The following is a 26,805-nucleotide window of genomic DNA, read 5'->3' on the forward strand; positions in this document are numbered from 1 at the left end:
CGGGTGTCAGGCGGCCGGTACGAGGGTGAGGTAGGCCAGCCCCAGGACACCGCGGTACGTCAGCCACCGGGCACGGTGCCGGTCGGCACGCTCCCTGGTCTCGGCCGCGAGCGGGTGCCCGGGGTGCTCGGCGAGCCACACCTCGACGTCCGCGAGATACGCCGACTCGAACTCCTCCCACTCGTCGAGGCTCGCGGTCTCCGTCCACTCCGGCCTGAACCCGGCCTCGATCGCCAGGTCCACGAGGGTCGCGAGGTCGGGGTGGTCGGTGACGGCGGCGTCCGGCCACATGCGGGACAGTTCGGCCGGGGTCGGGGTGCGCTGCCAGAACCCTTCGCCGAGCAGGACACGGCCGCCGTCGGTGACGAGCCGGCGGAGTTCGGCCAGGGCCTTGGGGAGACGGTCACCGAGGGCTTGGCTGGCGCCGACGCACAGCACGAGGTCGGCTGGGCCGTGGCCGGTTGCGGTGGCGGACTCCTCGAGGAAGCGGGCCCGGGCCGTGAGGTGCCGTCGTTCCGCTTCTTGCCGGCCGCGTGAGAGGTCCCGGGCGTCGAGGTCGATACCGAGGCCGGTGGCCTGCGGTGTGGCTTCCAGGACGCGCAGCATGAGTTCGCCTCGACCGCAGCCGATGTCCAGCACGGTGGTGGGGGTGGTTCCGGCGAGCCGTTGTACGAGGCGGTCTGCTCGGGCCTCGGACAACGGGCCGTGGAAGGTGAGGCGGGTGCGGTGGGGTGGGGTCATGCCGGGGACGCTACGGGCGGGGGTGGGGCGGCGGCATGGGGTTTTCGGGCCCGGGGGTTGGTGCCGGGGCCGGGTGGGTGCGCAGCCCGGCGTAGCGGGGTGCCGCTGCGCCCACCCGTGCCGCCCTTAGCGGCACGCATGCCCGCAGCTGGGGCGGCGCGCATGCCCGCAGCCGGGGGCTCCTACTGCGTCACTGTGAAGTTGCGGAGGATCGCTGTCGTCAGGTCCGGGTCGCCCTCCGTCTTGAGGCGGTCGGACACCGCCTCCGGGGTCACGCGGCCGCAGGCCAGGCGGACGTAGGTCTCCCAGTCGAGGGTGAGGGTCGCGGCGGGGCCGAGGGCGGGGGCCGTTTCGAGGGTGCCGCGGCCCTGGATGTCGACGCGGATCGTGCGCAGGAACTCGATGGGCCCGTGCACGTCGAAGACGACGGCCGAGCTGCGCGGCGCCTGGGCGTTCTCGGCGACCACGCGCGGGAGTTCGGAGAGCAGCACGTCACGGGCGACGTGCGCGCCGGGGGAGTCGAGGTTGCCGGGCCGGCCGAGGGCGGTGCGCAGGTCCTGCTCGTGCGTCCACACGTCGAAGGCGTGCCGGCGCATGGACTCCTCGAGGGTCAGCTCCGTACCCAGCGGGCCGCGCACCTTGGTGCCCGGGTCACGCGACTCGTTCCGCAGTTGGCGGTTGCGGCGGATGATCACGTACTCCAGCTCGGAGGTCATCTCCGGCGACGTGTGGTGACGGCGGACGTCGACCTGCATCTCCATGTAGCGCTGGTGGTCGTTCGTCACGTGGAAGAGGTCACGCGGGAGCGTGTGGATGGGGCGCGGGTCGCCGAGCATCTCGCAGTCCAGGCCGATGACATGGGAGACCACGTCCCGCACCGACCACCCGGGGCACGGCGTCCGCCGGTTCCACTCGGCCTCCGCGAGCGGCTGGAGCAGCTCGGATATCGCTTCGATGGAGTGGGTCCAGGCGTCGGCGTAGGGCTGGAGGGTGGGATGCAGACTCACGGAACGGGACCCCTCGGCGGTCGGTGCACGGGCAGGTGGTGGCGGCGTTGCCAGTGGGAGGTGGCGGCTGTCGGCGGGTGTCTTGGCAGCTAAGTTACGCTGCTGTGAGGCACCCCGGCAGTGCTTTCGTGTGACGATCGTAGGCCCGGGGGGAAGCCCATGTGGACGGGTCGAATGCCAGGACGGTGGTAGTGTGCGCGCCTCTGTGATCCAGATCGCCGTAGACGAGGGCGAATCGGTCGAATCACGCCGACGGCGGGTGGCGTCGCTCGTCCGGGAGCAGGCAGGTGCCGATCTCGTCGTCCTGCCGGAGCTGTGGACCACGGGTGCGTTCGCCTACGAGGAGTTCGGGCGCGAGGCCGAGCCGCTCGAAGGGCCGACGTACGAGGCGATGGCGAAGGCCGCGAGCGACGCGGGCGTGTGGCTGCACGCCGGCTCCATCCCCGAGCGTTCTGCATCCGACAGCGGCTCCGCCGCGGGCGACGGACCGCTCTACAACACCTCCCTCGTCTTCTCCCCCTCCGGCGACCTGGCCGCCGCCTACCGCAAGATCCACCGCTTCGGCTTCGACAAGGGCGAGGCCGTGCTGATGGGCGCGGGCGCCGAGCTGGTGACGGTGCGTCTGCCGGAGACCGTCCTGGGTCTGTCCACCTGTTACGACCTCCGTTTCCCCGAGCTCTTCCGCGGTCTCGTCGACGCCGGTGCAGAGACGCTCGTGGTGTCGGCGGGCTGGCCGGAGCGCCGCCGGTCCCACTGGACGCTGCTGGCCCAGGCACGGGCCGTCGAGAACCAGTCCTTCGTCGTCGCGTGTGGAACGGCCGGGACGCATGCCGGAGTTCCGCAGGCCGGTCACTCGATCGTGGTCGATCCCTGGGGCGAGGTGCTGGCCCGGGCCGGCGCCGACGAGGAGGTCCTCACGGTGGAGTTCGACCCGGGGAAGGTCGCCACGACCCGGGAGCAGTTCCCGGCGCTGAAGGACCGGCTGCTGGGGCTGGAGCCCCCGCGCAGGCCCTGAGGACAGGGGTTCGGGCGGCTCAGTCCTCACGCTCCTTCTCCGCCAGGTGGATGACACACACCGCCACCGCGATCAGCAGCGCCGGATCGGCGTCCTCGCGGACGACGTCCACGCCGTAGGTGTCCCGCAGGGTCAGCCAGCGCCGGGAGATCACCGCGAGCAGCTCCCCGTCGTACTCGACGGCGAACTCCCGGTCGAGGATCTTGCCGCTGACGTCCAGTTCGTTGCCGTCGGCCAGGGACACCCGGTAGTGGTTGCGCAGCAGGGACAGCCGTTTCCTGCGGATCGTCGCCAGCGGCTCCCCGGCCCGCTGGAGCACCATCGTGTCGCGCAGGGCGAGCATCTTCTGGTGGATGTCGACGAGGACGCGGCCCTGGGTGTCCTTCAGCTCCCAGGTGTCCCGCAGCCGCAGCGCCTTGCCGTCGACGAGGAACACCTTGCTGCCGCGCTCGTCCTCGATCCAGTAGTCGTCACCGAAGCCGAGAAGCCGGTCGTACACGAGGAATCTCATGAGACCAGGGCTTCCCCGCCGCCGGTTCCGAAACGCCGTCTGTAGGCCGACGGGCTGAGGCCGGTCGCCCGCCGCAGCCGGGCCCGCAGGTTGGCGGCCGTACCGAGACCGCTCCTGGCCGCCACCACGTCCAGTCGCTCCTCGCCCCGCTCGATCAGGCGGCAGGCCAGCGCCACGCGCTCCCCGGTGAGCCACGCGAGCGGGGTCGTGCCGAGCTGGGCGCGGAAGCGGCGGTGGAGCGTGGCGGGGCTGACACGCGCGCGTGCGGCCAGGTCCGCCACGGCCAGCGGCTCGCCCAGCCGCTCCTGCGCCCACGCCAGCAGCGGGGCCAGGGACTCGTCCCGCACGTCCGGGACGGGCCGCTCCACGAACTGGCGCTGCCCGCCGTCGCGGTGCGCGGCGAACACCAGGCGCCGGGAGACGTGGTTGGCGATCTCGGCGCCGTGGTCACGCCGCCAGACGTACAGCCCGAGATCGAGGGCGGCGGCGCTGCCGGCGGCCGTGAGGATGTCGCCCTCGTCGACGAACAGGACGTCCGGCTCCAGCAGCACCTTCGGGTGCAGCAGGCGGAAGGAGTCCGCCCAGCGCCAGTGCGTGGCGGCCCGCCGCCCGTCCAGCAGCCCGGCCTCGGCGAGGGCGAAGGTGCCGGTGCAGAAGCTCATCACCCGGGCGCCACGCGCGTGTGCGTGCCGGATGGCGTCGAGTACGGCGGGGACGCGCGGGACGACGTTGTCCGGCCGGCCGGGCACGACCAGCGTGTCCGCCTCCGCGACGGCGTCCAGGCCGGCGACGCCGGTGAGCGTGAAGAAGCCGTGGTTCATCCGGGTCTCCGGCGCGGGCGCGCACAGCGTCACCTCGTACAGCGGCCCCGGGAGCCCCAGCTCCGGCCGCGGCAGCCCGAACAGCTCGGTGGCCACCCCGACCTCGAACGGGTTGGTGCCCTCGTCGACGATCACGGCGACCCGGTGCGGACGCTGCGAGGATTCTTTCGCCATGTGCGATTCCTAGCACTCGCGCGGCCTGCCCGGCACCCCGCAGGATCACCTCATGACCCAGGAACCCGTCTCCCTCGCCCACGCCCTGGCCACCTTCTCCGAGCAGTGGAGCCCCCGCATCGTCACCGCCGTCAACGACTACGACGTCCGCGTGGCCAAGGTCGAGGGCGAGCACGTCTGGCACGTCCACGACCACACCGACGAGTTCTTCCTCGTCCTCGACGGCGAGCTGCACCTCGGCCTGCGCGAACCGTCCGGCGAACGTACGGTCGTCCTCCCGAAGGGCAGCGTCTTCACGGTCCCGCGCGGCACCGAGCACAAGCCGTACGCGCCCGTCCCGACCGCGATCCTCATGTTCGAACCCACCGGCACCCTCACGGTCGGCGACCGTCACGACGACGTCCCGGACCATGTGGACGCCACGACGGGGCACGCGCTGGGCTGACTGTCAGTGACGGATGGCACCCTGGGCACATGGACCACTCCGCACCCCGACGCGCCCGTGTCCGCGCCCCCGAGCTGACCGGCAAGGGCGGCTGGCTGAACACGGGCGGGCAGCAGTACACCCTCGCCGACCTGCGGGGACGCATCGTCATCCTGGATTTCTGGACGTTTTGTTGCGTGAACTGCCTGCACGTCCTCGACGAGCTCCGTGAGCTGGAGGAGAAGCACCGGGACACGGTCGTCGTCATCGGTGTGCACTCGCCGAAGTTCGTGCACGAGGCCGAGCATCAGGCGGTCGTCGACGCCGTGGAGCGGTACGGGGTGGAGCATCCGGTGCTCGACGACCCGGAGCTCGCGACCTGGAAGCAGTACGCCGTGCGGGCCTGGCCGACGCTGGTCGTGATCGACCCGGAGGGGTATGTCGTCGCGCAGCACGCCGGTGAGGGGCATGTGCACGCCATCGAGCGGCTGGTCGAGGAGCTGGAGGACGAGCACGCCGCCAAGGGCACGCTGCGGCGCGGTGACGGGCCGTATGTGGCGCCGGAGCCGGAGCCGACGGTGCTGCGGTTCCCGGGGAAGGCCGTGCCGCTGCCGTCGGGGAACTTCCTGGTCAGCGACACCACCCGGCATCAGCTGGTGGAGCTCGCCGAGGACGGCGAGAGTGTGGTGCGGAGGATCGGGTCGGGTGCGCGCGGGTTCGCCGACGGCCCCGCCGACGAGGCCGCCTTCAACGAGCCGCAGGGGCTCGCACTGCTCGACGACGGGTCGGTGGTCGTCGCCGACACCGTCAATCACGCGCTGCGGCGGCTGGACCTCACCACCGGTGAGGTGACCACCCTCGCCGGCACCGGCCGGCAGTGGTGGCAGGGCTCACCCACCTCGGGCCCGGCCCGCGAGGTCGACCTCTCCTCCCCCTGGGACGTCGCCCTGTGGCAGGACAGGGTGTGGATCGCCATGGCCGGTGTGCATCAGCTGTGGGCGTACGACCCGGTCGAGGGGACGGTGGCCGTCACCGCCGGGACCACCAACGAGGGGCTCGTCGACGGGCCGGGCGGCGAGGCCTGGTTCGCGCAGCCGTCCGGGCTGGCGGCCACGCCCGGGCGGCTCTGGCTCGCCGACTCCGAGACGTCGGCCCTGCGCTGGGTGGAGCCGGACGGTTCCGTCCACACCGCCGTCGGCACCGGCCTGTTCGACTTCGGGCACCGGGACGGCGCCGCCGGACAGGCCCTGCTCCAGCATCCGCTGGGCGTCACCGCCCTGCCGGACGGGTCCGTCGCCGTCTCCGACACCTACAACCACGCCCTGCGCCGCTACGACCCCGCGACCGGCGAGGTGACGACCCTGGCCACGGACCTGCGCGAGCCCAGCGACGCGGTGCTCGCCGGCGACGACATCGTGGTCGTGGAGTCGGCCCGGCACCGGCTGACCCGGCTGCGGCTGCCGGAGGAGGCGGTGAAGGTGCCGGAGGTCGCTCACCGCACGCAGCGGGAGGCCACCGAAGTCGCCCCCGGGCGGCTCCGGCTGGACGTGATCTTCCAGGCCCCGGCGGGCCAGAAGCTGGACACCCGCTACGGGCCCTCGACGCGCCTGCTCGTCTCGTCGACCCCGCCGGAGCTGCTGCGCAGCGGCGAGGGCGCGGGAACCGATCTCTCCCGCGTCCTCGAACTCGACCCTGCCGTGGAGGAGGGTGTGCTGCATGTCTCCGCGATGGCCGCCTCCTGCGACGACGACCCGGACAACGAGTACCCGGCCTGTCACGTCCACCAGCAGGACTGGGGCGTACCCGTCCGCCTCACCGAGGCGGGGACGGACCGGCTTCCGCTGGTGCTGGCCGGGATGGACGCCTGATCCGCGGGATCCGGCAGGGCGTCACGCCCCGTACCCGTCGCTGTAGCCGTCGCGTGGGGGTCGTCCGTCGTTCACGACCGGCGTCGTGGGGGGCACCACCACGCGCCGGCGCCGGGCGATGCTGCTGAACGTGGTGACGCCGATCAGTCCGACGATCATCAGGATGATGCCGACCAGGTCGAGGTTGACCCCCTGCATGTCCCAGTCGGTCGCGAACGTGAGGATGGCTCCCACGGCGATGAGGATGATGCATCCGCCGAGGCCCATGTGTGTCGCCTCCCTGTACGGTCCGGTCCGGTCGTTCCGGCCCGTACACCGGGTACCCCCGCGGGGAACACCCATGCGGTGACGGCCTGTTCTACCTCTCCAGAAACGCCGTCAGGGCGTTCGCGAGGAGGAACGGGTCGTCGGCGCCGCACAGTTCGCGGGCGCTGTGCATCGACAGGATGGCCACGCCGATGTCGACGGTCCTGATGCCGTGCCGGGCGGCGGTGATCGGGCCGATCGTGGTGCCGCAGGGCATGGAGTTGTTGGAGACGAACGACTGGAAGGGCACGCCCGCCTGCTCGCAGGCCGCCGTGAACTCGGCGCGGCCCGAACCGTCCGTGGCGTAGCGGTTGTTGACGTTGACCTTGAGGATCGGGCCGCCGTTGACGCGCGGGTGGTGTGTCGGGTCGTGCCGCTCGGCGTAGTTGGGGTGGACGGCGTGGCCCGTGTCGGAGGACAGGCAGACCGTGCCGGCGAAGGCGCGGGCGCGGTCCTCGAAGGAGCCGCCGCGGGCGAACACCGAGCGCTCCAGCACGTTTCCGAGCAGCGGGCCGTCCGCGCCGGTGTCGGACTGGGAGCCGTTCTCCTCGTGGTCGAAGGCGGCCAGGACCGGGATGGACGCCGGCTTCGACGGTGACGAGGCCACCGCTGCCAGGGCCGCCGTGCCGGAGTGGACCGAGAGGAGGTTGTCCATGCGGGGGGCGGCCAGCAGTTCGCGGTCGCGGCCCAGATAGGCGGGCGGTTCCACGGAGTGCGTCATCAGGTCCCAGCCGGTGACCTCGCCCGCGGGGAGGCCGGCCGTCTCCTCAAGGAAGGCGATCAGGTCGCCGTCGCGGACGTCGTTGCCCAGGCCCCAGATGGGCTGCATGTGCCGCTGCTTGTCGAGTTTCAGGCCGTCCGCCGTCACCGAGCGGTCCAGGTGGATGGCGAGTTGCGGGACGCGCAGCAGCGGGCGGTCGACGTTGACCAGGCGCGTGGAGCCGTCGCGCAGGGTGAGGCGGCCCGCGAGGCCCAGGTCGCGGTCCAGCCAGGAGTTGAGCAGCGGCCCGCCGTAGATCTCCACGGCGACCTGGCGCCAGCCGTGCGCCCCGGTGTCGGGGAGGGGCTTGACGCGCAGGTTGGGGGAGTCGGTGTGGGCGCCGACGATCCGGAACGGCGTGTGGGGCGCGGCGCCCTCCGGTACGTACCAGGCGACGATCGCGCCGCCGCGCAGCACGTACTTGCCGCCGTGCGTCCCGTCCCAGGCGTCCGTCTCCGCGACCTGCCGGAAGCCCGCCTTCTCCAGCCGCTCGGCGGCCGTGGCCACGGCGTGGTACGGCGACGGGCTCGCCGCCAGGAAGGTCATGAGGTCGTCGGTGTGGCCGCGGTCGAAGCGGGCTCGTTCGGTCATGGGTTCACTTTAACGACGGACGAGGGCCCGTTCCCGGGGAAGGGAACAGGCCCTCGAACAGCGGACTGGGCGGGACTAGAACGCGGACTCGTCCAGCTCCATCAGGTCCAGCTCGACGCCCTCGGCGACCTTGCGGGCCAGGGTGACGCCGGGCAGGACGTTGGCCGCGAAGAACTTCGCCGCGGCGATCTTGCCCTGGTAGAAGGCCGTGTCCTTGGCGGAGATCGCCTTGGTGGAGGCCGCCTCCAGCTTCTCGGCGGCGACCGCGGCGCCCTTGAGCAGCAGGTAGCCGACGACGACGTCACCGGAGGCCATCAGCAGGCGGGTGGTGTTGAGCCCGACCTTGTAGATGTTCTTGACGTCCTGCTCGGTGGACGCGAGGTCGGTCAGCATCAGGCCGACGATGGCCTCCAGCTCGACGGCCGCCTTGGCGAGGTGCTCGCGGGCCGACGACAGCTCCTCGCCGCCGGTGCCCACGGCCAGGAACTTCTTGATGTCCTCGGCGAGGGAGTTCAGCGCGGCGCCCTGGTTGCGGACGATCTTCCGGAAGAAGAAGTCCTGGCCCTGGATCGCCGTGGTGCCCTCGTAGAGGGTGTCGATCTTGGAGTCCCGGATGTACTGCTCGATCGGGTACTCCTGGAGGAAGCCGGAGCCGCCGAAGGTCTGCAGCGACTGGGCGAGCTGCTCGTAGCCCTTCTCGGAGCCGTAGCCCTTGACGATGGGCAGGAGCAGGTCGTTCAGGGCCTCCAGGGCGGAGATGTCCTCGCCCGCGGCCTCCTTGATCTGGATCTCGTCCTGGACGGAGGCGGTGTGGAGGACCAGCGCCCGCATGCCCTCCGCGTAGGCCTTCTGCGTCATCAGCGAGCGGCGCACGTCGGGGTGGTGGGTGACGGTGACCTTGGGCGCGGTCTTGTCCATGAAGTTGGCGAGGTCGGGGCCCTGGACGCGCTCCTTGGCGTACTCCAGCGCGTTCAGGTAGCCCGTCGACAGCGTGGAGATCGCCTTCGTGCCGACCATCATGCGGGCGAACTCGATGATGCGGAACATCTGGCGGATGCCGTCGTGCTTGTCGCCGATCAGCCAGCCCTTGGCGGGGTGCTGGTCGCCGAAGGTCATCTCGCAGGTGTTGGAGGCCTTCAGGCCCATCTTGTGCTCGACGTTGGTGGCGTAGACGCCGTTGCGCTCGCCCAGCTCGCCGGTCTCGAAGTCGAAGAGGTACTTCGGGACGAGGAAGAGGGACAGGCCCTTGGTGCCGGGGCCGGCGCCCTCGGGGCGGGCCAGCACGTAGTGGAGGATGTTCTCCGACATGTCGTGCTCACCGGACGTGATGAAGCGCTTCACGCCCTCGATGTGCCAGGAGCCGTCCTCCTGCTGCACGGCCTTGGTGCGGCCGGCGCCCACGTCGGAGCCCGCGTCGGGCTCGGTGAGCACCATGGTGGAGCCCCACTGCTTCTCCGTGGCGACCTGGGCTATGTGCTTCTGGACCTCGTTGCCCTCCTCGAAGAGGATGCCGGCGAAGGCCGGGCCCGAGGAGTACATCCAGACGGCCGGGTTGGCGCCCAGGATCAGCTCGGCGTAGGCCCAGATCAGGGAGCGGGGCGAGGTGGTGCCGCCGATCTCCTCGGGCAGGCCGAGGCGCCAGTACTCGGAGTCCATGAAGGCCTGGTAGCTCTTCTTGAAGGACGCCGGGACCGGGGCGGTGTTGGTCTCGGGGTCGAAGACCGGAGGGTTGCGGTCGGCGTCGATGAAGGACTCGGCCAGCTCGTTCTCCGAGAGGCGGGTCAGCTCCTCCAGGATGCTCTTCGCGGTCTCGACGTCCATCTCCTCGAACGGACCGGTGCCGTACACCTTGTCCCGCCCGAGTACCTCGAAGAGGTTGAACTCGATGTCGCGGAGATTCGACTTGTAGTGCCCCATGGCGACGGCTCCCGGCTCCGTAGAGAGATCGGCGAGGCACTGGATCCTCGCGCTAGTTCACGTACCAACAAGTAGCTACGATGATGCTACCCGTCGGTAATAAGAAGCAACCCCGAACCTGTCATCTGTGACAGGTCACACCGGAACGGTCAGTTCCGCGGTGTAGCCGGACCCTGTACCGCCCGTCATCCTGGCCAGCTGCTGCTGATGGCCGTCGCTGAAGATGCCGTCGCTCTCCAGGGAGAGGCCGCTCAGGTTGCGGACGCTCGCGCCGTAGCCCTCCGTGGCGTACACGGTGTCGCAGACGTCCTTGGGGAAGGCGAGCTGCGAGGTGTTGGTGATCGACGTGGCGGCCGTGGCGTCGGCCAGGCTGCCGTAGACCTCGAAGTGGATGTGCGGCCAGCGGCCCTGGTAGCAGCCGGGGAAGATGCTCCGGAAGGTGACCTGGCCCTTCTCGTCCGTCTCCTGGACGCCCCGCAGGTAGTTCTCCTCGGTGACGCCCTCCGAGTACAGGGAGTAGTTGCCCTCCCGGTCGCAGTGCCAGAGGTAGACGGCGGCGCCCCGCTTCGGCGTCCCGCAGCCGGAGGCCGCGTCCACCACCGTGAGGGTGATCGTCAGCGGGACGCCCGCCGCGGTGCCGCCCGCCGAGTCGCCGAAACTCCGGGTGATGTCACCGCGGACCACCCCGCTCTCCTTCAGGACGTTCACGCCGTTCGAGCCGTCGCCCGGGAAGGGCCCGGCCGTCTCCTCGGGGATCTCCGCGCAGGCGGCGGACGAGGAAGCGGAGGAGGACGAGGAGGCCGCCGGGGTCTTCTCCTCCGGGGTGCAGCCCACCAGCGGGAGCAGGCTCGCGCCCGCCATCAGCCGGATCATCCGGCGGCGGGCCAGGACGGGGAGGTCGTAGGAGAGGCCTTTGTCGTGCTCGTGCGGGCCCTCGTCATGGCGTCCGTTCATGTCACCGACGCTATGAGCGGAAGGCCGTCGCGATCCACAGGTCTGCGGCTGTCAAGTCGCTGTCGGTTCGCCGGGACCCCCCGTACCGGCCCGCCCGCCCCGCCGCTCTCGGTACGCTTGCGCCCATGTACGGCTACGACCAGACAGCGGGCCCGCAAGGGCAGTACGCCCCTCCGCAGCAGCCGATGTCCGGCGGGTACGGGCAGCAGCCGCCGCTGTACCCCGAGCCGTCCCCGCCCTCCCTGACGGACGCGGTGCGCGCGTTCACGACCGGGCAGATGGCGGCGGAGGATTTCCAGCAGGCCTTCGCGACCTCGAAGGTCTACTGCCCGCGCGGCGACAACCCCGGCTTCCTCGCGCTGCACAACACCCAGCAGCCCGTGATCCCGATGTTCAGCACGCTCAAGGAGCTGCGCCGGTACGCGGGCAAGGAGTCCAAGTACTTCGTGATCACCGGTTCCGAGGTGCTGGACCTGCTGCCGACCGGCTACGGCTTCGTCCTCGACATGGAGGGCGAGCACCGGATGGTGTTCGACGCGAAGGCCGTCGAGCAGATGGTCGAGTTCGCGATGCGGCGGATGTACGGCGGCTGAGCCCAGCCTCCCCCTTACTCCGGCAGGCGCAGCGCCAGGCCGTCCAGGACGACCTCCAGGCCGTAGGTGAACTTGTCGTCCCGGATGCGGGCTGGGTCCACGGGCTTGTCGGCGTTCCGGGCGTCGGCGGCCGCCAGGTGGTCGTAGTCGGCGGAGGCCTCGCGGGCCGCGGGCAGCAGCCGGGTGACGAACTCCGCCTCGGTCTCGCCGGAGCGGGCGACCGTGGTGAGCCAGGCGGCCTCCGTGGTGCTCATGCCGATGACGTAGGAGAAGACCGCGTCGATCGCGCGGCTCGGCTCGGGGAACCCCGCCGCCGTGAACAGCGCCGCGAGCCGCTCGGAGAAGGCCATGTAGTTGGGCCCGAGGTAGGCGAGCCCGGCCTGGCCCAGGACCAGGGTCAGCCAGGGGTGCCGTAGCGCCGTCGTACGGAAGGACCCCGCGGCCTCGGTCACCGCCGCGCGCCAGTCGGGGCCGCCGGCCCGCGGGACGTGGATCTCGGCGGCGACCTCGTCCACCGCGAGCTCCATCAGCTCGTCCTTGGTGGCGACGTGCCGGTACAGGGAGGTCGCGCCCGCGTTCAGGCGGGCGCCGAGCTTGCGCATGCTGAGCGCCTCGATGCCGTCGGCGTCGAGCATCGCGATCGCCTCGCGCACGATCGCGTCCCTGCTGAGCGCGGGCTGGTCGGGGCGGCGCTGTTCGCGGGCCCATACGGACGGGATGGGGTTCTTGTCCTTCGTCCTGCTCATCGGGGTTCCTCCTGGTGGGCCTCTTCTTGAGCCATCGCGTTCTCGAGCCTTCGCGTTCTCGAGCCTTCGTGCGAACAGCGTGCGCATTCAGCGTACAGAACTCAAGGCTTGCGAACACTGTTCCTGTGTGCGTACAGTGTTCGCACCGAAGGAACGGTGTTCGCGGGAGGGGAACGGAAATGGACGCTCGTAATCCACGCCGCTGGTGGATCCTGGTGGTGCTCTGCCTCAGCACGCTCGTGCTGGTCGTCGACAACATGGCGCTGACGGTGGCGGTGCCCACGCTGACCGAGGACATCGGGGCGAGCGCCCAGAGCATGCAGTGGATCCTCGACTCCTACATCCTGGTCTTCGCCGGACTGCTGCTGACCTCGGGAAGCCTGGGGGACAGGTTCGGGCGCCGGAAGGTGATGCTGATCGGCCTGACGCTCTTCGGGGCGGCCTCGCTGGGGGCGATGTTCTGCTCCACGCCGGGTGAGCTGATCGCGGTGCGGATCGTCATGGGGGTCGGCGGGGCGCTGATCATGCCGTCGACGCTGTCCATCCTGATCACCGTCTTCGAGGAGGACGAGCGGCCCAAGGCGATGGCGGCCTGGGGCTCGGTGTCGATGCTGGGGCTGGTCGGCAGCCCGGTCCTCGGCGGTGTGCTCATCGACCACTTCGCCTGGCAGGCCATCTTCCTGATCAACGTGCCGATCGTCGGAGCGGCGCTGCTGGCCGGTGTGCTGCTGATGCCGGAGTCGAAGGCACCGTGGCAGAAGCCGGACCCGCTGGGCGCGCTGCTGTCGGCGGTGGGTATGACGGCCCTGGTGTGGTGGATCATCGAGATCCCGCAGCACGGCGCGTTCGAAGGCCGTTCCCTGCTGGTCCTGGCTGTCGCGGTGGCCGCCCTGGCCGGCTTCGTGATCTGGGAGAACGTCACCGCCTCGCCGATGGTCCCGCTGGTCCTCTTCAGGCACCGCAACTTCAGCGGCGGCTCGCTCTCCCTCTCGCTCGTCCAGATCGGCAACGCCGGACTGCTGCTGGTCCTGACCCAGTACCTCCAGTTCGTGCTCGGCTACTCCGCCGTCAAGGCCGGCCTGGCCTTCCTGCCGCTGGCCGTGGCCGCGCTGGCCGGTAACGCCGCCGGGGCGCAGCTCGCCGTGAAGGCCGGGAACCGGGTCGTCATCCTCGCCGGGATGCTGCTGATGGCCGCCTCCTTCGGGCTGCTGGCCACGCTCGACGCCGACAGCGGGTTCACGGTCCCGGCCGTGGCGCTGGGGGTCCTCGGCCTCGGTGCGGGCCTCGCGATGCCGGCCGCGGTGGCCGCGCTGATGGGCACCATCCCGGAGGACAAGGCGGGCGTGGGCTCGGCCCTCAACGACACCATCCAGCAGTCGGGCACCGCCCTCGGTATCGCGATCCTCGGCTCCCTGCTCTCCGGCGGCTACGCCGACGCGATGCCGGCCGGCGCTCCCGAACAGGCGAAGGAGTCCATCGGCGGGGCCCTGGCGGTCGCCGGCGGTGACACGGGCCTGGCCCGGGCGGCCCGCGAGGCCTTCACCGCCTCGATGTCGACGACCTTCACGATCAGCGCGATCGGTGTCCTGGCGGCGGCCGTGGTGGCCACGCTGGTGATGCGGGACCGCAAGGCGGAGCCCTCCGGGGCCGAGAATGAGGAGCACCGGCTGGCTGCCTGACACTGTGGCTTCAAGGGCCGGCACCCCCTCGCGGGGGTGCCGGCCTTCCGTCATGTCGGTGCCCGGTGGTTCGGGCTGCCCTCCGCTGGGAATGCCCTCCCGGTTTTCTCTGTTTGGGGTGGCAGAAAGTTCAACGCTCAACTAAACTTGGGCGTACACGAGGAGGAACCGACATGCCTGCAGTGACCGTCGAGAACCCGTTGACGCTGCCCCGCGTGACCGCGCCGACCGACGCCGTGGCACGTCCCGTGCTCGCCGTCACGACCGCTCCGAGCGGTTTCGAGGGCGAGGGCTTCCCGGTGCGCCGGGCTTTCGCGGGGATCAACTACCGTCATCTCGACCCGTTCATCATGATGGACCAGATGGGCGAGGTGGAGTACGCGCCGGGTGAGCCGAAGGGCACGCCCTGGCACCCGCACCGCGGCTTCGAGACCGTCACGTACATCATCGACGGGATCTTCGACCACCAGGACAGCCAGGGTGGCGGCGGCACCATCACCAACGGCGACACCCAGTGGATGACGGCCGGCTCGGGTCTGCTCCACATCGAGGCCCCACCGGAGCATCTCGTCATGTCCGGCGGGCTCTTCCACGGCCTCCAGCTGTGGGTGAACCTCCCGGCCAAGGACAAGATGATGGCCCCGCGCTACCAGGACATCCGCGGCGGCTCGGTCCAGTTGCTCTCCACCCCCGACGGCGGCGCGCTCCTGCGGGTCATCGCCGGTGAGCTGGACGGACACGCGGGCCCCGGCGTCACGCACACCCCGATCACGATGGTCCACGCGACGCTGGCACCGGGTGCGGAGCTCACCCTGCCGTGGCGTGAGGACTTCAACGGGCTGGCGTACGTCCTCGCCGGCCGGGGCAGCGTCGGCGCCGACCGTCGCCCCGTCCACACGGGCCAGACGGCCGTCTTCGGCGCGGGCTCCTCGCTGACCGTTCGCGCGGACGAGAAGCAGGACTCGAACACGCCGGACCTGGAGGTCGTGCTGCTCGGCGGCCAGCCGATCCGCGAGCCCATGGCCCACTACGGCCCGTTCGTCATGAACACCCGTGAGGAACTCCAGCAGGCGTTCGACGACTTCCAGAAGGGACGGCTGGGAACCATCCCGGCCGTGCATGGAATGTCGGAGGGCGGCCTGTAAGAGGGCGCTGAGACGGGTACGGTACGACAAGGCCCGAAGCCGCAAGTTGGAGTTGCGACTTCGGGCCTTTCTCGTCGGGGCCTTGCTACGGCAGGACGTAGAAAGGAGCGCCGTTCGGAGTGCGCCCCACCTGTCGTACGCATTCCTGCTCGTACAGCAGCTCCAGGCTGTCGTGGACACGGTCGGGCGCCAGCCCGGTGGAGACGGAGATCTCCTCCACGCTGTATCCGGCGCCTCCGTGCAGCAGTGCCGGGGCCAGGTGTGCGGCGACCGCGTGGACGTCCTCGGTGACGACGAGGTTCCTGGCCTTCCAGTTGGCCAGAAGCTGCTGGGGCGTCAACTCGGGTGCCTGGACGGGGCGGGTGCGGTCGTCGGAGCGGCGCAGCGTCTTGGTGATGTCGCGGAGCATCTCGACGATCGTGTTCTGCTTGTCGTCGATCTGCCGCAGCGCCGCGTCCGTCCGGGTGCCGCGCTCTTCGAGCCGGACGAGGGCGTCGGCGAGTTGCGAGGGTACGGCGTAGGCGGTGGGGGCGGTCGGGGCGGCGGGCTGTACGGGGGCCGGTTCCAGGGAGTAGGAGCCGTCGCGCTGGATGGTGGCGATGACTTCGGAGACCCAGGCCTTGAAGGGCTGGGCTGAGGTCTTGGTGCAGGCGTTCACCAAACGGATCAGGCCCTGGAGATTCACGAGATTCATGTCTCGCCGCCACTCCCGACCTGCGGGAACGTCGAGAGCGTGCCTCTGAAGCACACTCTCAACACTGGAAAAGTTGGCTTTGTCGGCGACATTCCGCAGCGTCGATCCGACGTGTGTGTAGCCCAGGTGCCGACACACGTCGACGGCCGGGAACCAATACGTCCCGTCCGGCAGGGTCAGCCTTCGGACCCGTGCGCCTGTCGCGGCGAACACGAAGTCACTGATCTCGATCGCGTCTTTACGCGTGTTGTTCTGCTCGTTCATCGAGCCTCACCTCCGCGTCGGAACGTAGGCCTGCGGAGGTGCAACTCGCGTCGATAGCAAGGATGTTCACCCGAAAGTGGACAGAAGCATCGATTCTGTCGACCGCGTCAGCCCTTCACGTCCTCGATGAACGCCGACCACGCGGCGCCGCCGAAGAGCAGTGCCGGGCCGGTGGGGTTCTTGCTGTCGCGGACGGGGGTGAGGCCCGGGTGGCCGTCGGCCACCTCCAGGCAACTGCCGTTGTCGCTGCCGCTGTGGGTGGACTTGCGCCAGCCGGTCAGGGTGGACGCGTTGATGCCTGCGTCGGCGACTTCCACACAGTCGCCGTTGTCGGGGCCGCTGTGGCTGGACTTGCGCCAGGCGATGAGGGCCGACGCGTCAGGAATGTGGTGGGCGCTCATGGTTGTCGTAGTCCTTCGCCACCGATGCGATCAGGTCGAGGGACGCCTCCGGCGGCAGCGCGGCAGCCCTAGCCAGATCGTAAGCGTCACGGTACCGCCGGACCAGTGACGGATCGTCGGTCAGAGAACCGATGTGCAGTGCCTCCACGTACGCCATGTCAGGTGCGTCGGTGAAGCGCATCAGCTTCATCATGCTGCTCATGGCCGCGTGGGCTCCCGCGCTGAACGGGACCACCTGCACCATGATCCTCCCCGCGCGCGCCAACTTCACGATGTGCCTCAACTGTTCAGCCATGACGGCCGGGCCGCCGACCACGGACCGGATCGCGTTCTCGCCCAGGATCATCCAGACCGTCGGTGACGTCGGGTTCTCCAGAATGCGGGCCCTCTCAACGCGGTTGACGACCTTCTCGTCAAGCTCGGCCGCCGTGTTGTTGGGCTTGGCTGCCTTGAGCACGGCTCGCGCGTACGCCTTCGTCTGCAACAGCCCCGGCACCAGCGAAACCGCGAACTCCTCGATGAACACGGCAAGCCGCTCCGCCTCCGCCGCCTCCTGGAAGTGTTCCGCGAAACGGGCCTTGGCCAGTGTGTCCCGCCAGCGTTCGAAGAAGCCGTCCGTGCCGAGCACCTGGTCCAGGCGCTTGGCGTCCGCCGGGTTGGGTGAGCGGCGGCCCGCCTCGTAGTGGGCGATGAGGGACGGCGAGCACACGACCATCTCGGCCAGTTCTCCCTGGGTCAGGCCCGCTGTCTCGCGTCTGCGGCGCAGCTCGTCGCCGTAGCGCTGCTCGTTGGACTGCCTGCCCCGGGGCCCCGTTCGACCTGTCATTCCGTCAACGGTAGCCGCGCACAGTTACGGAGTGGATGCGAACAGTGAGAATGGTGGCTTACGGCGACCAGGAGCCGTCGCCCGTGCCGTCAACGGACTCGTAGAGCTCGAACCAGATGCTCTTGCCCTGGCCCCTGGGGTCCACCCCCCAGGCGTGCGCGAGCAGTTCGATCAGGATCAGGCCGCGGCCGGAGGACGCCAGTTCGCCGGGGCTGCGCTTGTGGGGCAGGTCGTCACCGCCGTCCGTGACCTCGATCCGCAGCCGCCGCTCCCCCACCGCGCCGGTGATCTCGGCGACGAGCAGCGCGTCGGAGTCGGTGTGCACGAGGACGTTCGTCAGCAGCTCGGACAGCAGCAGTACCGCCGAGTCGGCCTGGTCCGGCGAGGCCCAGTCGTGCAGCAGCTCGCGCAGCTGCTGCCGGGCCGCCGCGACCCGCTCGGGCTCGGCCTGTGCGACCGTCAGCACCGTACGCCGCACCGGGCTCACGGTGGTCATCGAGTCGCCGCACCCGCAGCCGTCGCCGTCCCGGCTGAGCAGCAGCACGGCGATGTCGTCCTCGCGGCGGTCGGCCAGCGGGCCGGTGGTGTGGTGGGAGGACGGTCCGTGCACGGCCTGCACCAGGGTGTCGGCGAGTTCCTCCAGATCGCCCTTGTGCTCCTCCAGGATCACGCGCAGCCGCCGCCAGCCGGTGTCCAGGTCGTGGCCGCCGGTCTCGATCAGGCCGTCCGTGCAGATCAGCATGGTCTCGCCGGGCTCCAGCGCCAGCCGGGTCGTGGGGTAGTCGGCGTCCGGGTCGATGCCGAGCGGCAGGCCGCCCGACGTCGGCCGGGTCAGCACCGTGCCGTCGGCCATCCGGAACGCCGGGTCCGGATGCCCGGCACGCGCGATGTCCAGCACCCCCGTCGCCGGGTCGACCTCGACGTACACGCAGGTCGCGAAGCGCGGGTCGGACGAGTCCTCGTCGCTGATGCCGTGCAGGAAGCGGGCGGCGCGGGAGAGGACGGCGTCGGGGCGGTGGCCCTCGGAGGCGTAGGCCCGCAGGGCGATCCGCAGCTGGCCCATCAGGCCCGCCGCCTGGACGTCATGCCCCTGGACGTCGCCGATGACCAGCGCGAACCGGCCGCTCGGCAGCGGGATCACGTCGTACCAGTCGCCGCCGACCTGGAGTCCGCCGCCGGTGGGGACGTAGCGGGCGGCGACGCTCATGCCCGGGATGCGCTGCGAACCGAGCCTCGGCAGCATGGTGCGCTGGAGCCCGTCGGTCAGCGCCCGTTCGCTCTCGGCCACGCCCGCCCGGGTCAGGGCCTGCGCCAGCATCCGTGCCACCGTCGCCAGCACGGACCGCTCGTCCGGTGTGAAGGCGACCGGGTAGGTGAAGGCGGCCATCCACGCGCCCATCGTGCGGCCGGCCACGGTCAGCGGCAGGAACGCCCAGGACCGGCGGCCGAAGCGCTCGGCGAGCGGCCAGGTCAGCGGGTAGCGGGCCTTGTACTGCTCGGGGGAGGACAGATACACGGCCCGGCCGGTGCGCGCCGCCTCGGCGGCCGGGTAGTCCGTGTCCAGCGGCATGTCCGAGAACGGGCTCTCGTCGCCCGTCTGCTGCCCGTGGTGGCCGATGATCGTCAGCCGGTCGCCCGCCACGCCGAACACCGCGAGCCCGTCCGGCGAGAACCCCGGCATCGACAGATTGGCCGTGACCCGCAGCACCTCCTGAGTGGAGCGCGCCTCGGCCAGCGCCCGGCCCGCGTCCAGCAGGAACGCCTCCCGCGAGCGCCGCCAGTCGCCGGTGACGGCGCTGCGCCCGGCCGGGGTGCCCGGCGTCGGCTCGGTGACCTCCTGGAGGGTGCCGATCAGCCGGTACGCCTTGTGGACCCGGTCGAAGGACGGCTTGGAGCGGCTGCGGACGATGCGGACGATCCGGCCCTGCTCGTCCATGACGCGGACCCGTACCTCGGCGAGGGTGCCCTCGGCGACGGCGAGCTGGACCACGCCGGTGATCTCGTTCCAGTCGACCGGGTGCAGCCGGGCCCGGGCCTGAGCCTCGGTGAGGCTGACCTGCTCGGCGGGCAGCCCGAGGAGCCGTGCCGCCTCGGCGTCGACCGTGACCAGCCCGGTAGCGGTGTCCCAGTGCCAGAGGCCGGTCGCGAGGGCGGCGAGGGCCTCCCCCACGGCGGGCAGGGGCTCGCCAGTGCGCATTGCCCTACTTTAAGAAGAGGAGATCGCACACTGCCACCGAAGGCCGAAGTCTGCTCGATCGTTAACTGTGGAGTTCTCCGGAGAACTCCGGAGTCTCCGGAGAACTCTGGAGAGCCGATCTTGCCGTGCCCGGTACGCTGGGGACCAGTTTCACGTGAAACACAGACCCCGATCAGCGAAGACTGGATGAACGACGATGCATCGGTACAGGTCCCACACCTGCGGCGAGCTCCGCGCCTCTGACGTCGGCACCGACGTCCGGCTGAGTGGCTGGCTGCACAATCGGCGCGACCTGGGCGGCATCCTCTTCATCGATCTGCGCGATCACTACGGCATCACGCAGCTCGTCGCCCGTCCCGGCACGCCCTCCTACGAGGCTCTCGACAAGCTCTCCAAGGAGTCGACCGTCCGTATCGACGGCAAGGTCGTCTCCCGCGGCGCGGAGAACATCAACCCCGAGCTGCCGACCGGTGAGATCGAGGTCGAGGTCGGCGACGTCGAGCTGCTCGGCGCGGCCGCCCCGCTGCCCTTCACCATCAACGCCGAGGACGGGGTCAACGAGGAGCGGCGCCTGGAGTACCGCTTCCTGGACCTGCGCCGCGAGCGCATGCACCGCAACATCATGCTGCGCACCGCGGTCATCTCGGCGATCCGGCACAAGATGACGGCGCTGGGCTTCAACGAGATGGCGACGCCGATCCTGTCCGCGACCTCCCCCGAGGGCGCCCGCGACTTCGTCGTCCCGTCCCGTCTGCACCCGGGCAAGTTCTACGCCCTTCCCCAGGCGCCCCAGCAGTTCAAGCAGCTGCTGATGATCTCCGGCTTCGACCGCTACTTCCAGATCGCGCCCTGCTTCCGCGACGAGGACGCGCGTGCCGACCGCTCGCCCGGCGAGTTCTACCAGCTCGACGTCGAGATGAGCTTCGTCGAGCAGGAGGATGTCTTCCAGCCCGTCGAGAAGCTGATGACCGAGCTCTTCGAGGAGTTCGGCGGCGGACGCCACGTCACCTCGCCGTTCCCGCGGATCCCGTTCCGCGAGGCCATGCTGAAGTACGGCTCCGACAAGCCGGACCTGCGCGCCCAGCTCGAACTCGTCGACATCACCGACATCTTCGAGGGCTCGGAGTTCAAGGCGTTCGCCGGCAAGCACGTGCGGGCCCTGCCGGTGCCGGACGTCTCGGCGCAGCCCCGCAAGTTCTTCGACCAGCTCGGCGACTTCGCCGTCACGCAGGGCGCCAAGGGCCTGGCCTGGGTCCGTGTCGCCGAGGACGGCTCGCTGTCCGGCCCGATCGCGAAGTTCCTCACCGAGGAGAACGTCGCCGAGCTGACCAAGCGCCTGTCGCTCGCGGCCGGCCACGCGGTCTTCTTCGGCGCGGGCGAGTTCGACGAGGTCTCGAAGATCATGGGCGCGGTGCGGGTCGAGGCCGCCAAGCGCGCCGGGCACTTCGAGGAGGGAGTCTTCCGCTTCTGCTGGATCGTCGACTTCCCGATGTACGAGAAGGACGAGGAGACCGGCGCGATCGACTTCTCGCACAACCCCTTCTCCATGCCGCAGGGCGGTCTTGAGGCCCTGGAGACCCAGGACCCGCTGGACGTCCTCGGCTGGCAGTACGACATCGTCTGCAACGGCGTCGAGCTGTCCTCCGGCGCGATCCGGAACCACGAGCCGGAGATCATGCTCAAGGCCTTCGAGATCGCCGGGTACGACCGTGAGACGGTCGAGGAGAAGTTCGCCGGCATGCTGCGCGCGTTCCGCTTCGGCGCCCCGCCGCACGGTGGCATCGCCCCGGGCGTCGACCGCATCGTCATGCTGCTGGCCGACGAACCCAACATCCGCGAGACCATCTCCTTCCCGCTCAACGGCAACGCCCAGGACCTGATGATGGGCGCGCCGACGGAGCTGGAGGAGGCGCGGCTGAGGGAGCTGCACCTGTCGGTGCGCAAGCCGCAGCCGAAGTAGGCCTCTGGTTCACCCGTGGGTGGCTCGGAACCGACGCCGGTTCCGGGCCACTTTCGTGTCCAGGGCTCTCACCCAGCTCCTACCCAGGCTCCTGACAGGCGCGCTCCCTAGCTTCCCTTCCCATGACGGGACAGGAGACGGCCCAAGGGCCGAAACACAAACGGGATCTGACACGCCGTAAGGTCGTCGCCGCGGGCGCCGGTGCGGTGGTGGCGGCGGGCGTCGGCGGTACGTTCGCGGCGGGCGCCTTCGCCGGGGAGAAGCCGAAGCCCACCAAGGGGACGAAGGCCGCCGGGAGTGCCGGCGAGGCCTGCTACAAGCTGACCTCCGAGACCACCGAGGGCCCCTACTACATCGACGCGGACAAGCTCCGCCGGGACGTCACCGAGGACCAGGAGGGCATCCCGCTCACCCTGCGCCTCAAGGTCATCGACTCCGAGACCTGCAAGCCCGTGGCGAACGCGGCCGTCGACATCTGGCACTGCAACGCGCTGGGTATCTACTCGGGTTACGAGGACATGGGCAGCGGTGGCGGCGGTGGCGGTACGCCGCCCTCCGGTACTCCCTCCGGTACGCCCACGGGGCCGCCTCCGGACGGCGGCGGCGGAGGCGGGGGCCACCAGGAGCCCACCGACGACGAGCGCTATCTGCGCGGCACGTGGAAGACGGACAGGCAGGGGCTCGTCGAGTTCCGTACGGTCTTCCCCGGCTGGTACCAGGGCCGCTGTGTGCACATCCACACCAAGGTGCATGTCAACGGCACCTGGACCAAGGCCGGTTACGAGGGCGGCACGACCTGTCACACCGGGCAGCTCTTCTTCGACGAGGAGTCCGTGCTGGCGTCCGCCGAGGTCGAGCCGTACTCCGCCAACGCCGCGGCCCGCACCACCCTCGACGAGGACACCATCTACCCGGGCAACGGGACCGAGGGCGGGCTGCTGAAGCTCAAGTACCGGAAGAACGCCATCGCCAAGGGTGTCGTCGCCACCCTCACGATGGGGGTGGACCCCGAGGCGACGCACGACGGCACGGATGACGCGGTGCGGCCGGGGGCGTCGGCGTCCGCGTCGGCTTCCGAGAGCTGACGTAGCTGACGGAGGAGGGTGTGTGGGGCGGACGTCTACGAGACGTCCGCCCCACATTCACATACATGTACTTCCGCTCAATCCGTTGACCCGGAAGGCGGGCCTCCATAAGGTCCCTTCGAGAACGCGTACGTGATTGCTGTTCACGTATGTGCACATCGAGGGAGACAACGATGTCAGAAGCCGCGACCGCCATACCCGAGGCCGAGCAGCGAGCGGTGAGCAAGTTCCTGCGCCGCATGCTGCCGATCCTGGTCCTGATGCTGCTGGTCAACCAGATGGACCGGACGAACGTGGGCTTCGTCCAGAACGAACTGCGGGCCGACGTCGGAGTCAGCGCCACCGCCTACGGCCTCGGAGCGGGCCTGTTCTTCATCGGGTACGCCCTGTTCGAAGTGCCGAGCAACATGCTCCTGGAGCGGCTCGGCGCCCGGGTCTGGCTGACCCGGATCATGATCACCTGGGGTGCGGTGATCGTGGCGATGTGCTTCATCCACAACGTGTGGATGTTCTACTCGCTGCGCTTCCTGCTCGGTGTCGCGGAGGCCGGCTTCTTCCCCGGTGTGCTCCTGTACTTCACCCAGTGGCTGCCGGACTCCAGCCGGGGCCGGGCCAGTGCGATCTTCCTGGGCGGCTCGGCGACGGCGTACATCGTGACGGGCCCGATCACGGGCGCGCTGCTGGAGTTGCACGGCGCGGGCGGTATCGCCGGCTGGCGCTGGATGTTCGCCCTCGAAGGAGCCTTCTCCATCCTGGTCGGCTTCATCGCCGGGTTCTTCCTCGTCTCCCGCATCCAGGACGCCAAGTGGCTCACGCAGGAGGAGAAGGACGCGCTGAGCGAGGCGGTGGCCCGGGACAAGGAGTCGCGTGACCGCGCGCCGTCGGTGTCGCGCTGGAAGCTGATCTTCCACCCGCAGGTCGCCGTCCTGACCTCGGTCTTCTTCGCGATGGCCCTCACCGGGTACGCGATCACGTTCTGGCTGCCGAGCCTGGTGGAGGAGATCGGCGGGCTGTCGCCCTTCCAGATCGGCCTGCTGTCGGCGATCCCCTGGATCTGTGCCGTCATCGCGATGTACACGATGAGCCACTTCACCGACCGCGCCCCGGACCGCCGCCCCTACCTGGCGATCGCCCTGGTCTTCTCCGCCATCGGCACCTTCCTCGCCACCCTCGGCTCCCCCTGGTTCGGCCTCATCGCCCTCACCCTGGCCGCGGTCGGCGGCAAGTGCGCGGCCACGTTGTTCTGGCCGATGGCCCAGTCGGGCCTCGACCTGAAGATCGCGGCGCCGGGTCTGGCCCTGGTCAACTCCATCGGCAACCTGGGCGGTTTCGTGTCCCCGACGTTGTTCGGCTACCTGAAGGACACGACGGGCAGCACGAACGGGGGGCTCTACACCCTCTCTGCGGCGTCGATCCTGGCGGTGGTGGGGGTGGCGTTCGTACGGCACACCAATCGGGGGCCGCAGGTGGGCTCGGGGGGTCGTACGGGGGTGAAGGGCGAGGCAGCCGTGGGCTGAGTGCTGAGACGTGGAGGCGCCCGGGGCTTTGCGGGGCCCCGGGCACCTTCTTGTCCCGGCTCAGTCCGTCTGCGGCTGTGCTCGGACCATCGAAAGGCCGGGCCGGACCTTCGCGATGGCGGTGAAGTCGTCGTCCATGTGGAGCACGGTCAGGCGGTGGTGTTCGGCGGTGAGCGCGATCAGGATGTCGAGGGGGGAAGGCCCCCGATGATGCCCGATGCTCACCAGGTCTCTCTGCACCGCGATGATCTTCGGCCACGGGTCGTCGAGGGCGGGAACCCAGCCGAAGGTCTGGCCGAGCATGGTGAAGAACGGCTCGTAGTCGCGGTCCGCTCGAAGACCGGGCATCAGCTCGGCCTCGACCGGAGGACAGATGGCGACGAGACCTCGCGCCACGCGGTCGGGCCAAGGGGCGCCGACCTGACGGCGCAGCAGCCGCCAGACGGCGGAGGTGTCGGCGAGGTAGGTCACAACCCCGAGCGCTCCCTTTCCTCGAGGATGTCGAAGTCGAGGAACGCGTCCGCGTTCTCCTGGAGCCAGCGCAGTGCCCGGGCCCGGTCGTCCGCGCTGATCGCTGCCGCTATCGTCAGCGCGCGGTTGATGGTGTCCCGCTTCGTCTTGGTTCCGAGCTGCTGCTGGGCGAAGGCCAGCATGTCGTCGTCGATGTCGACCAGCGTCCTGGACATGCGACCTCCCGCGAGACCTGCTTGATATACAGCTCTACCCAATATATCAAGCGGGTCCGGAGATGGCGGGCTACCTCGCCACGAACTGGGTCAGGATGGCCTGGACCTCGTAGATGTCGACGCCCTTGGTGAAAGTCTTCTGGATCGGAGCCTGGGAGCCGGAGAGCCAGATCTTCAGTTCCGCGTCGAGGTCGAAGGTACCCGCCGTCTCCACCGCGAAGTGGGTGATGCTGCGGTAGGGGACGGAGTGGTACTCGGTCTTCTTGCCGGTGATGCCCTGCTTGTCGATGAGGATCAGGCGGCGGTCGGTGAAGAGGATGGTGTCGCGGATCAGCAGGAACGCGGCGTGGACCTGTTCGCCGTGGCCGAGGAGGCGGGCGTAGTCCTGCTGGGCCGACTGCGGGTCTACGGTGTGTGCGTTGCCGAACAGTGCCATCGTTGTCTCCCTCATGGGTTGGTGCCGTGAGTGTCTCGGACGGACGCGCCCCAGAGCACCCGCTTCCGGCCGATCAGGCGGGTCGCCGCAGCGGCTCATGGGGCGGTCGGCTGGGCGTGGTCAGGCTCCCGCGGTGAACAGTTCCTCCGGTGTGTCCACCGTGATGGCGCGGTCGAAACAGCGAGTGAGGGTGTCCAGGTCCGGACACAGGTGGAGGGGGCGGCCGACCTCCTTGGGTACCGCGATGTCACGCATCTCCAGGAGCCGCAGGACCGCTCCGGCCCACGCCGCCGTGTATCCGGCCGTGTAGCCCCGGACCCATTCCTCGTCCTCGTGGTCGTCATCGGGCCGCTTGTCCACCCTGGCCCGGATGCGGGCCATGTCCTGGACAGAGAGGGAGCCTTGTTGTCGCAGTTCCTCCAGCCCGGAACGGAAATCGCCGACTACTCGCTCCGGCGGAATGCCCAAGCCCATGCACGTCAGGGTGAACCGGAGCAAGTCGTGCAGTTCCGGTGTGGCGTCCAGATCGTCGTTCATGGTCGCCGCCGGGTCAGGTTTCGGTCCGGTCCGCGGCAGGCCTCGCGTCCTCGATGAAGAGCTCGTCGACGCTCTCCACATGGGGCGTCCGGTCCAGCCAGCGGTTGAGGAGGTCGAGGTCGGTGCAGTCGGCGATGCGGTCCCGGGCCTCCTGGGGGACCGAGACGCCCCGTGCTTCCAGGAAGCGGAGGATGGCCTTGGCTTCGCCTCTGGCTTCGCCCTCGAGGTAGGCCTTCTCCATCACCGTGCCCCGGCCGGGGAAGTAGTTGACGAACGTCACGATGTCCCTCCATTTGTCTCCGGCGGGGGTGTCACCCAACGCCGAGTCCAAGAACTGAAAGAAGTAGCTGGCGGCGTTCCAGTCCATCCCTGCGAGGGCACGGCCCAGTGCGTCCAGTATGGCGTCGATGTGGGGGCTGTTGGCGTGAGCCAGAGCGGAGAACACGGCCATCGCCGGCTTCTCCGCCGCAGTTCTCGGATCGGTGATCACTGGGAGGTTGTCCGGTCCTACGACCAAGGGGTACGTCATCTGGGCGGTCCAGCCACGCGTGCCACAGGAGAAGGGACCGGTCGCCCACTTGGTCGTCGCCCGGTCGCGGCAGACGACGAGCAGCAGAACTGGCAGGCCGTATCTTGCCTGGAGGTAGGAGATGTAATAGGGCCAGCTCGATTCCTTCTTGGGGTCCCTTCTCTCCTGCGCCTCGACGGCGAGCAGGAAGTCCTCCCCGTCGGACGGGCCGATGCGCAGAACGGTGTCGATGTGGCGCGCCAGGGGCCTGGCTTCCGTCACGTCGGTGCCGATCGCGTAGACGGCCGCCTTCTCGGGGAACACGATGCCCAGCACCCCGAAGACCGGGGAAAGGATCTCAGGCCGCTCCTGGAAGATCCGGTGCATGCCTTCATGGGCTGATGTGACCATGTGGGCTATGTAAGGGGGTGGAAGGCCGTGT

General features: G+C 69.8%; 27 protein-coding genes. 9 read left to right on the plus strand and 18 right to left on the minus strand.

Annotated elements, in window-relative coordinates; genetic code table 11:
- Positions 1-6 precede the first annotated feature (6 nt).
- Both ACFZBT_RS37285 and ACFZBT_RS37290 read right to left on the minus strand, forming a co-directional pair.
- Positions 7-741, minus strand: a complete 735-nt coding sequence (locus ACFZBT_RS37285) for a methyltransferase (protein ID WP_391113774.1) — start codon at positions 739-741, stop codon at positions 7-9.
- A gap of 182 nt (positions 742-923) precedes the next feature.
- The gene (locus ACFZBT_RS37290) at positions 924-1,748 is read right to left on the minus strand and encodes a maleylpyruvate isomerase family mycothiol-dependent enzyme (protein WP_391113777.1); all 825 of its coding nucleotides are present in this window, start codon (positions 1,746-1,748) and stop codon (positions 924-926) included.
- Between the two features lie 193 nt (positions 1,749-1,941).
- Between ACFZBT_RS37290 and ACFZBT_RS37295 the strand changes: the two genes are divergently transcribed.
- The gene (locus tag ACFZBT_RS37295) at positions 1,942-2,763 is read left to right on the plus strand and encodes a nitrilase-related carbon-nitrogen hydrolase (protein ID WP_391113780.1); all 822 of its coding nucleotides are present in this window, start codon (positions 1,942-1,944) and stop codon (positions 2,761-2,763) included.
- Between the two features lie 19 nt (positions 2,764-2,782).
- Here the strand turns inward: ACFZBT_RS37295 and ACFZBT_RS37300 are convergent, their stop codons facing one another.
- Both ACFZBT_RS37300 and ACFZBT_RS37305 read right to left on the minus strand, forming a co-directional pair.
- Positions 2,783-3,274 carry an LURP-one-related/scramblase family protein gene (locus ACFZBT_RS37300; protein WP_189727106.1) on the minus strand — a complete coding sequence of 164 codons (492 nt, stop codon included), beginning with the start codon at positions 3,272-3,274 and terminating at the stop codon, positions 2,783-2,785.
- Positions 3,271-4,269: a helix-turn-helix domain-containing protein gene (locus ACFZBT_RS37305; RefSeq protein WP_391113785.1), complete on the minus strand. Its 999-nt coding sequence runs from the start codon at positions 4,267-4,269 to the stop codon at positions 3,271-3,273. The genes ACFZBT_RS37300 and ACFZBT_RS37305 overlap by 4 nt, the downstream gene beginning before the upstream one ends.
- Positions 4,270-4,321: 52 nt before the next feature.
- Here ACFZBT_RS37305 and ACFZBT_RS37310 point away from each other — a divergent pair, with 52 nt between their 5' ends.
- Together ACFZBT_RS37310 and ACFZBT_RS37315 are read left to right on the plus strand one after the other, a co-directional pair.
- Positions 4,322-4,714 carry a cupin domain-containing protein gene (locus ACFZBT_RS37310; protein ID WP_391113788.1) on the plus strand — a complete coding sequence of 131 codons (393 nt, stop codon included), beginning with the start codon at positions 4,322-4,324 and terminating at the stop codon, positions 4,712-4,714.
- Between the two features lie 29 nt (positions 4,715-4,743).
- A complete protein-coding gene (locus ACFZBT_RS37315; RefSeq protein ID WP_391113791.1) occupies positions 4,744-6,561 on the plus strand; it encodes a thioredoxin-like domain-containing protein in 1,818 nt (605 codons plus the stop codon).
- Between the two features lie 21 nt (positions 6,562-6,582).
- Here ACFZBT_RS37315 and ACFZBT_RS37320 read toward each other — a convergent pair whose 3' ends face one another.
- The 4 genes from ACFZBT_RS37320 to ACFZBT_RS37335 all read right to left on the minus strand — a co-directional run bounded on the left by ACFZBT_RS37320 (position 6,583) and on the right by ACFZBT_RS37335 (position 11,089).
- A complete protein-coding gene (locus tag ACFZBT_RS37320; RefSeq protein WP_391113794.1) occupies positions 6,583-6,828 on the minus strand; it encodes a DUF6458 family protein in 246 nt (81 codons plus the stop codon).
- A 91-nt stretch (positions 6,829-6,919) separates the two neighbouring features.
- Complete coding sequence (locus ACFZBT_RS37325) at positions 6,920-8,218, minus strand: M18 family aminopeptidase (protein WP_391113797.1); 1,299 nt, start codon at positions 8,216-8,218, stop codon at positions 6,920-6,922.
- 75 nt (positions 8,219-8,293) lie between these two features.
- Positions 8,294-10,135 carry an acyl-CoA dehydrogenase C-terminal domain-containing protein gene (locus ACFZBT_RS37330; protein WP_391113800.1) on the minus strand — a complete coding sequence of 614 codons (1,842 nt, stop codon included), beginning with the start codon at positions 10,133-10,135 and terminating at the stop codon, positions 8,294-8,296.
- A 135-nt stretch (positions 10,136-10,270) separates the two neighbouring features.
- Positions 10,271-11,089: an intradiol ring-cleavage dioxygenase gene (locus tag ACFZBT_RS37335; RefSeq protein WP_391113802.1), complete on the minus strand. Its 819-nt coding sequence runs from the start codon at positions 11,087-11,089 to the stop codon at positions 10,271-10,273.
- Positions 11,090-11,214: 125 nt separating this feature from the next.
- Between ACFZBT_RS37335 and ACFZBT_RS37340 the strand changes: the two genes are divergently transcribed.
- Positions 11,215-11,682 carry an SseB family protein gene (locus ACFZBT_RS37340; RefSeq protein ID WP_215120223.1) on the plus strand — a complete coding sequence of 156 codons (468 nt, stop codon included), beginning with the start codon at positions 11,215-11,217 and terminating at the stop codon, positions 11,680-11,682.
- 14 nt (positions 11,683-11,696) lie between these two features.
- Here the strand turns inward: ACFZBT_RS37340 and ACFZBT_RS37345 are convergent, their stop codons facing one another.
- On the minus strand, positions 11,697-12,428 hold the full coding sequence (locus ACFZBT_RS37345; RefSeq protein ID WP_391113806.1) for a TetR/AcrR family transcriptional regulator C-terminal domain-containing protein: 732 nt from the start codon (positions 12,426-12,428) through the stop codon (positions 11,697-11,699).
- A 179-nt stretch (positions 12,429-12,607) separates the two neighbouring features.
- Here ACFZBT_RS37345 and ACFZBT_RS37350 point away from each other — a divergent pair, with 179 nt between their 5' ends.
- Positions 12,608-14,107, plus strand: coding sequence for an MFS transporter (locus tag ACFZBT_RS37350; RefSeq protein WP_391113809.1), 1,500 nt, complete (start codon positions 12,608-12,610; stop codon positions 14,105-14,107).
- Between the two features lie 173 nt (positions 14,108-14,280).
- Complete coding sequence (locus ACFZBT_RS37355; protein ID WP_391113811.1) at positions 14,281-15,252, plus strand: pirin family protein; 972 nt, start codon at positions 14,281-14,283, stop codon at positions 15,250-15,252.
- Between the two features lie 85 nt (positions 15,253-15,337).
- Here ACFZBT_RS37355 and ACFZBT_RS37360 read toward each other — a convergent pair whose 3' ends face one another.
- The 4 genes from ACFZBT_RS37360 to ACFZBT_RS37375 all read right to left on the minus strand — a co-directional run bounded on the left by ACFZBT_RS37360 (position 15,338) and on the right by ACFZBT_RS37375 (position 19,634).
- Entirely contained in the window at positions 15,338-16,210 is an 873-nt protein-coding gene (locus ACFZBT_RS37360) for a BRO family protein (protein ID WP_391113814.1), read from the minus strand.
- A 107-nt stretch (positions 16,211-16,317) separates the two neighbouring features.
- Positions 16,318-16,611 (minus strand): DUF397 domain-containing protein, encoded by a 294-nt coding sequence (locus ACFZBT_RS37365; RefSeq protein WP_391113817.1) that lies wholly within the window; start codon positions 16,609-16,611, stop codon positions 16,318-16,320.
- Positions 16,589-17,437 carry a Scr1 family TA system antitoxin-like transcriptional regulator gene (locus ACFZBT_RS37370; RefSeq protein ID WP_391113820.1) on the minus strand — a complete coding sequence of 283 codons (849 nt, stop codon included), beginning with the start codon at positions 17,435-17,437 and terminating at the stop codon, positions 16,589-16,591. Before ACFZBT_RS37370 ends, ACFZBT_RS37365 begins: the two co-directional genes overlap by 23 nt.
- Before the next feature lie 58 nt (positions 17,438-17,495).
- Positions 17,496-19,634, minus strand: coding sequence for a SpoIIE family protein phosphatase (locus ACFZBT_RS37375; protein ID WP_391113823.1), 2,139 nt, complete (start codon positions 19,632-19,634; stop codon positions 17,496-17,498).
- Positions 19,635-19,830: 196 nt separating this feature from the next.
- On the opposite strand from ACFZBT_RS37375, the gene aspS reads away from it, so the two are divergent.
- The 3 genes from aspS to ACFZBT_RS37390 all read left to right on the plus strand — a co-directional run bounded on the left by aspS (position 19,831) and on the right by ACFZBT_RS37390 (position 24,196).
- A complete protein-coding gene (gene aspS / locus ACFZBT_RS37380; protein WP_391113826.1) occupies positions 19,831-21,594 on the plus strand; it encodes an aspartate--tRNA ligase in 1,764 nt (587 codons plus the stop codon).
- 122 nt (positions 21,595-21,716) lie between these two features.
- Positions 21,717-22,679 (plus strand): intradiol ring-cleavage dioxygenase, encoded by a 963-nt coding sequence (locus ACFZBT_RS37385; RefSeq protein ID WP_391113829.1) that lies wholly within the window; start codon positions 21,717-21,719, stop codon positions 22,677-22,679.
- Between the two features lie 173 nt (positions 22,680-22,852).
- Complete coding sequence (locus tag ACFZBT_RS37390) at positions 22,853-24,196, plus strand: MFS transporter (protein WP_391113831.1); 1,344 nt, start codon at positions 22,853-22,855, stop codon at positions 24,194-24,196.
- A gap of 60 nt (positions 24,197-24,256) precedes the next feature.
- Here the strand turns inward: ACFZBT_RS37390 and ACFZBT_RS37395 are convergent, their stop codons facing one another.
- From ACFZBT_RS37395 to ACFZBT_RS37415, 5 genes are all read right to left on the minus strand, one after another.
- Positions 24,257-24,667 carry a PIN domain-containing protein gene (locus ACFZBT_RS37395; RefSeq protein WP_391113834.1) on the minus strand — a complete coding sequence of 137 codons (411 nt, stop codon included), beginning with the start codon at positions 24,665-24,667 and terminating at the stop codon, positions 24,257-24,259.
- Entirely contained in the window at positions 24,664-24,882 is a 219-nt protein-coding gene (locus ACFZBT_RS37400; protein ID WP_261681673.1) for a type II toxin-antitoxin system VapB family antitoxin, read from the minus strand. The genes ACFZBT_RS37395 and ACFZBT_RS37400 overlap by 4 nt, the downstream gene beginning before the upstream one ends.
- Before the next feature lie 70 nt (positions 24,883-24,952).
- Positions 24,953-25,318, minus strand: a complete 366-nt coding sequence (locus tag ACFZBT_RS37405) for a PH domain-containing protein (RefSeq protein ID WP_391113837.1) — start codon at positions 25,316-25,318, stop codon at positions 24,953-24,955.
- A gap of 120 nt (positions 25,319-25,438) precedes the next feature.
- The gene (locus ACFZBT_RS37410) at positions 25,439-25,855 is read right to left on the minus strand and encodes a hypothetical protein (RefSeq protein ID WP_391113841.1); all 417 of its coding nucleotides are present in this window, start codon (positions 25,853-25,855) and stop codon (positions 25,439-25,441) included.
- Positions 25,856-25,868: 13 nt separating this feature from the next.
- Entirely contained in the window at positions 25,869-26,774 is a 906-nt protein-coding gene (locus ACFZBT_RS37415) for a hypothetical protein (RefSeq protein WP_391113844.1), read from the minus strand.
- Positions 26,775-26,805 lie beyond the last annotated feature (31 nt).

The organism is Streptomyces sp. NPDC008137 (assembly GCF_042957035.1).
GTDB lineage: Bacteria > Actinomycetota > Actinomycetes > Streptomycetales > Streptomycetaceae > Streptomyces.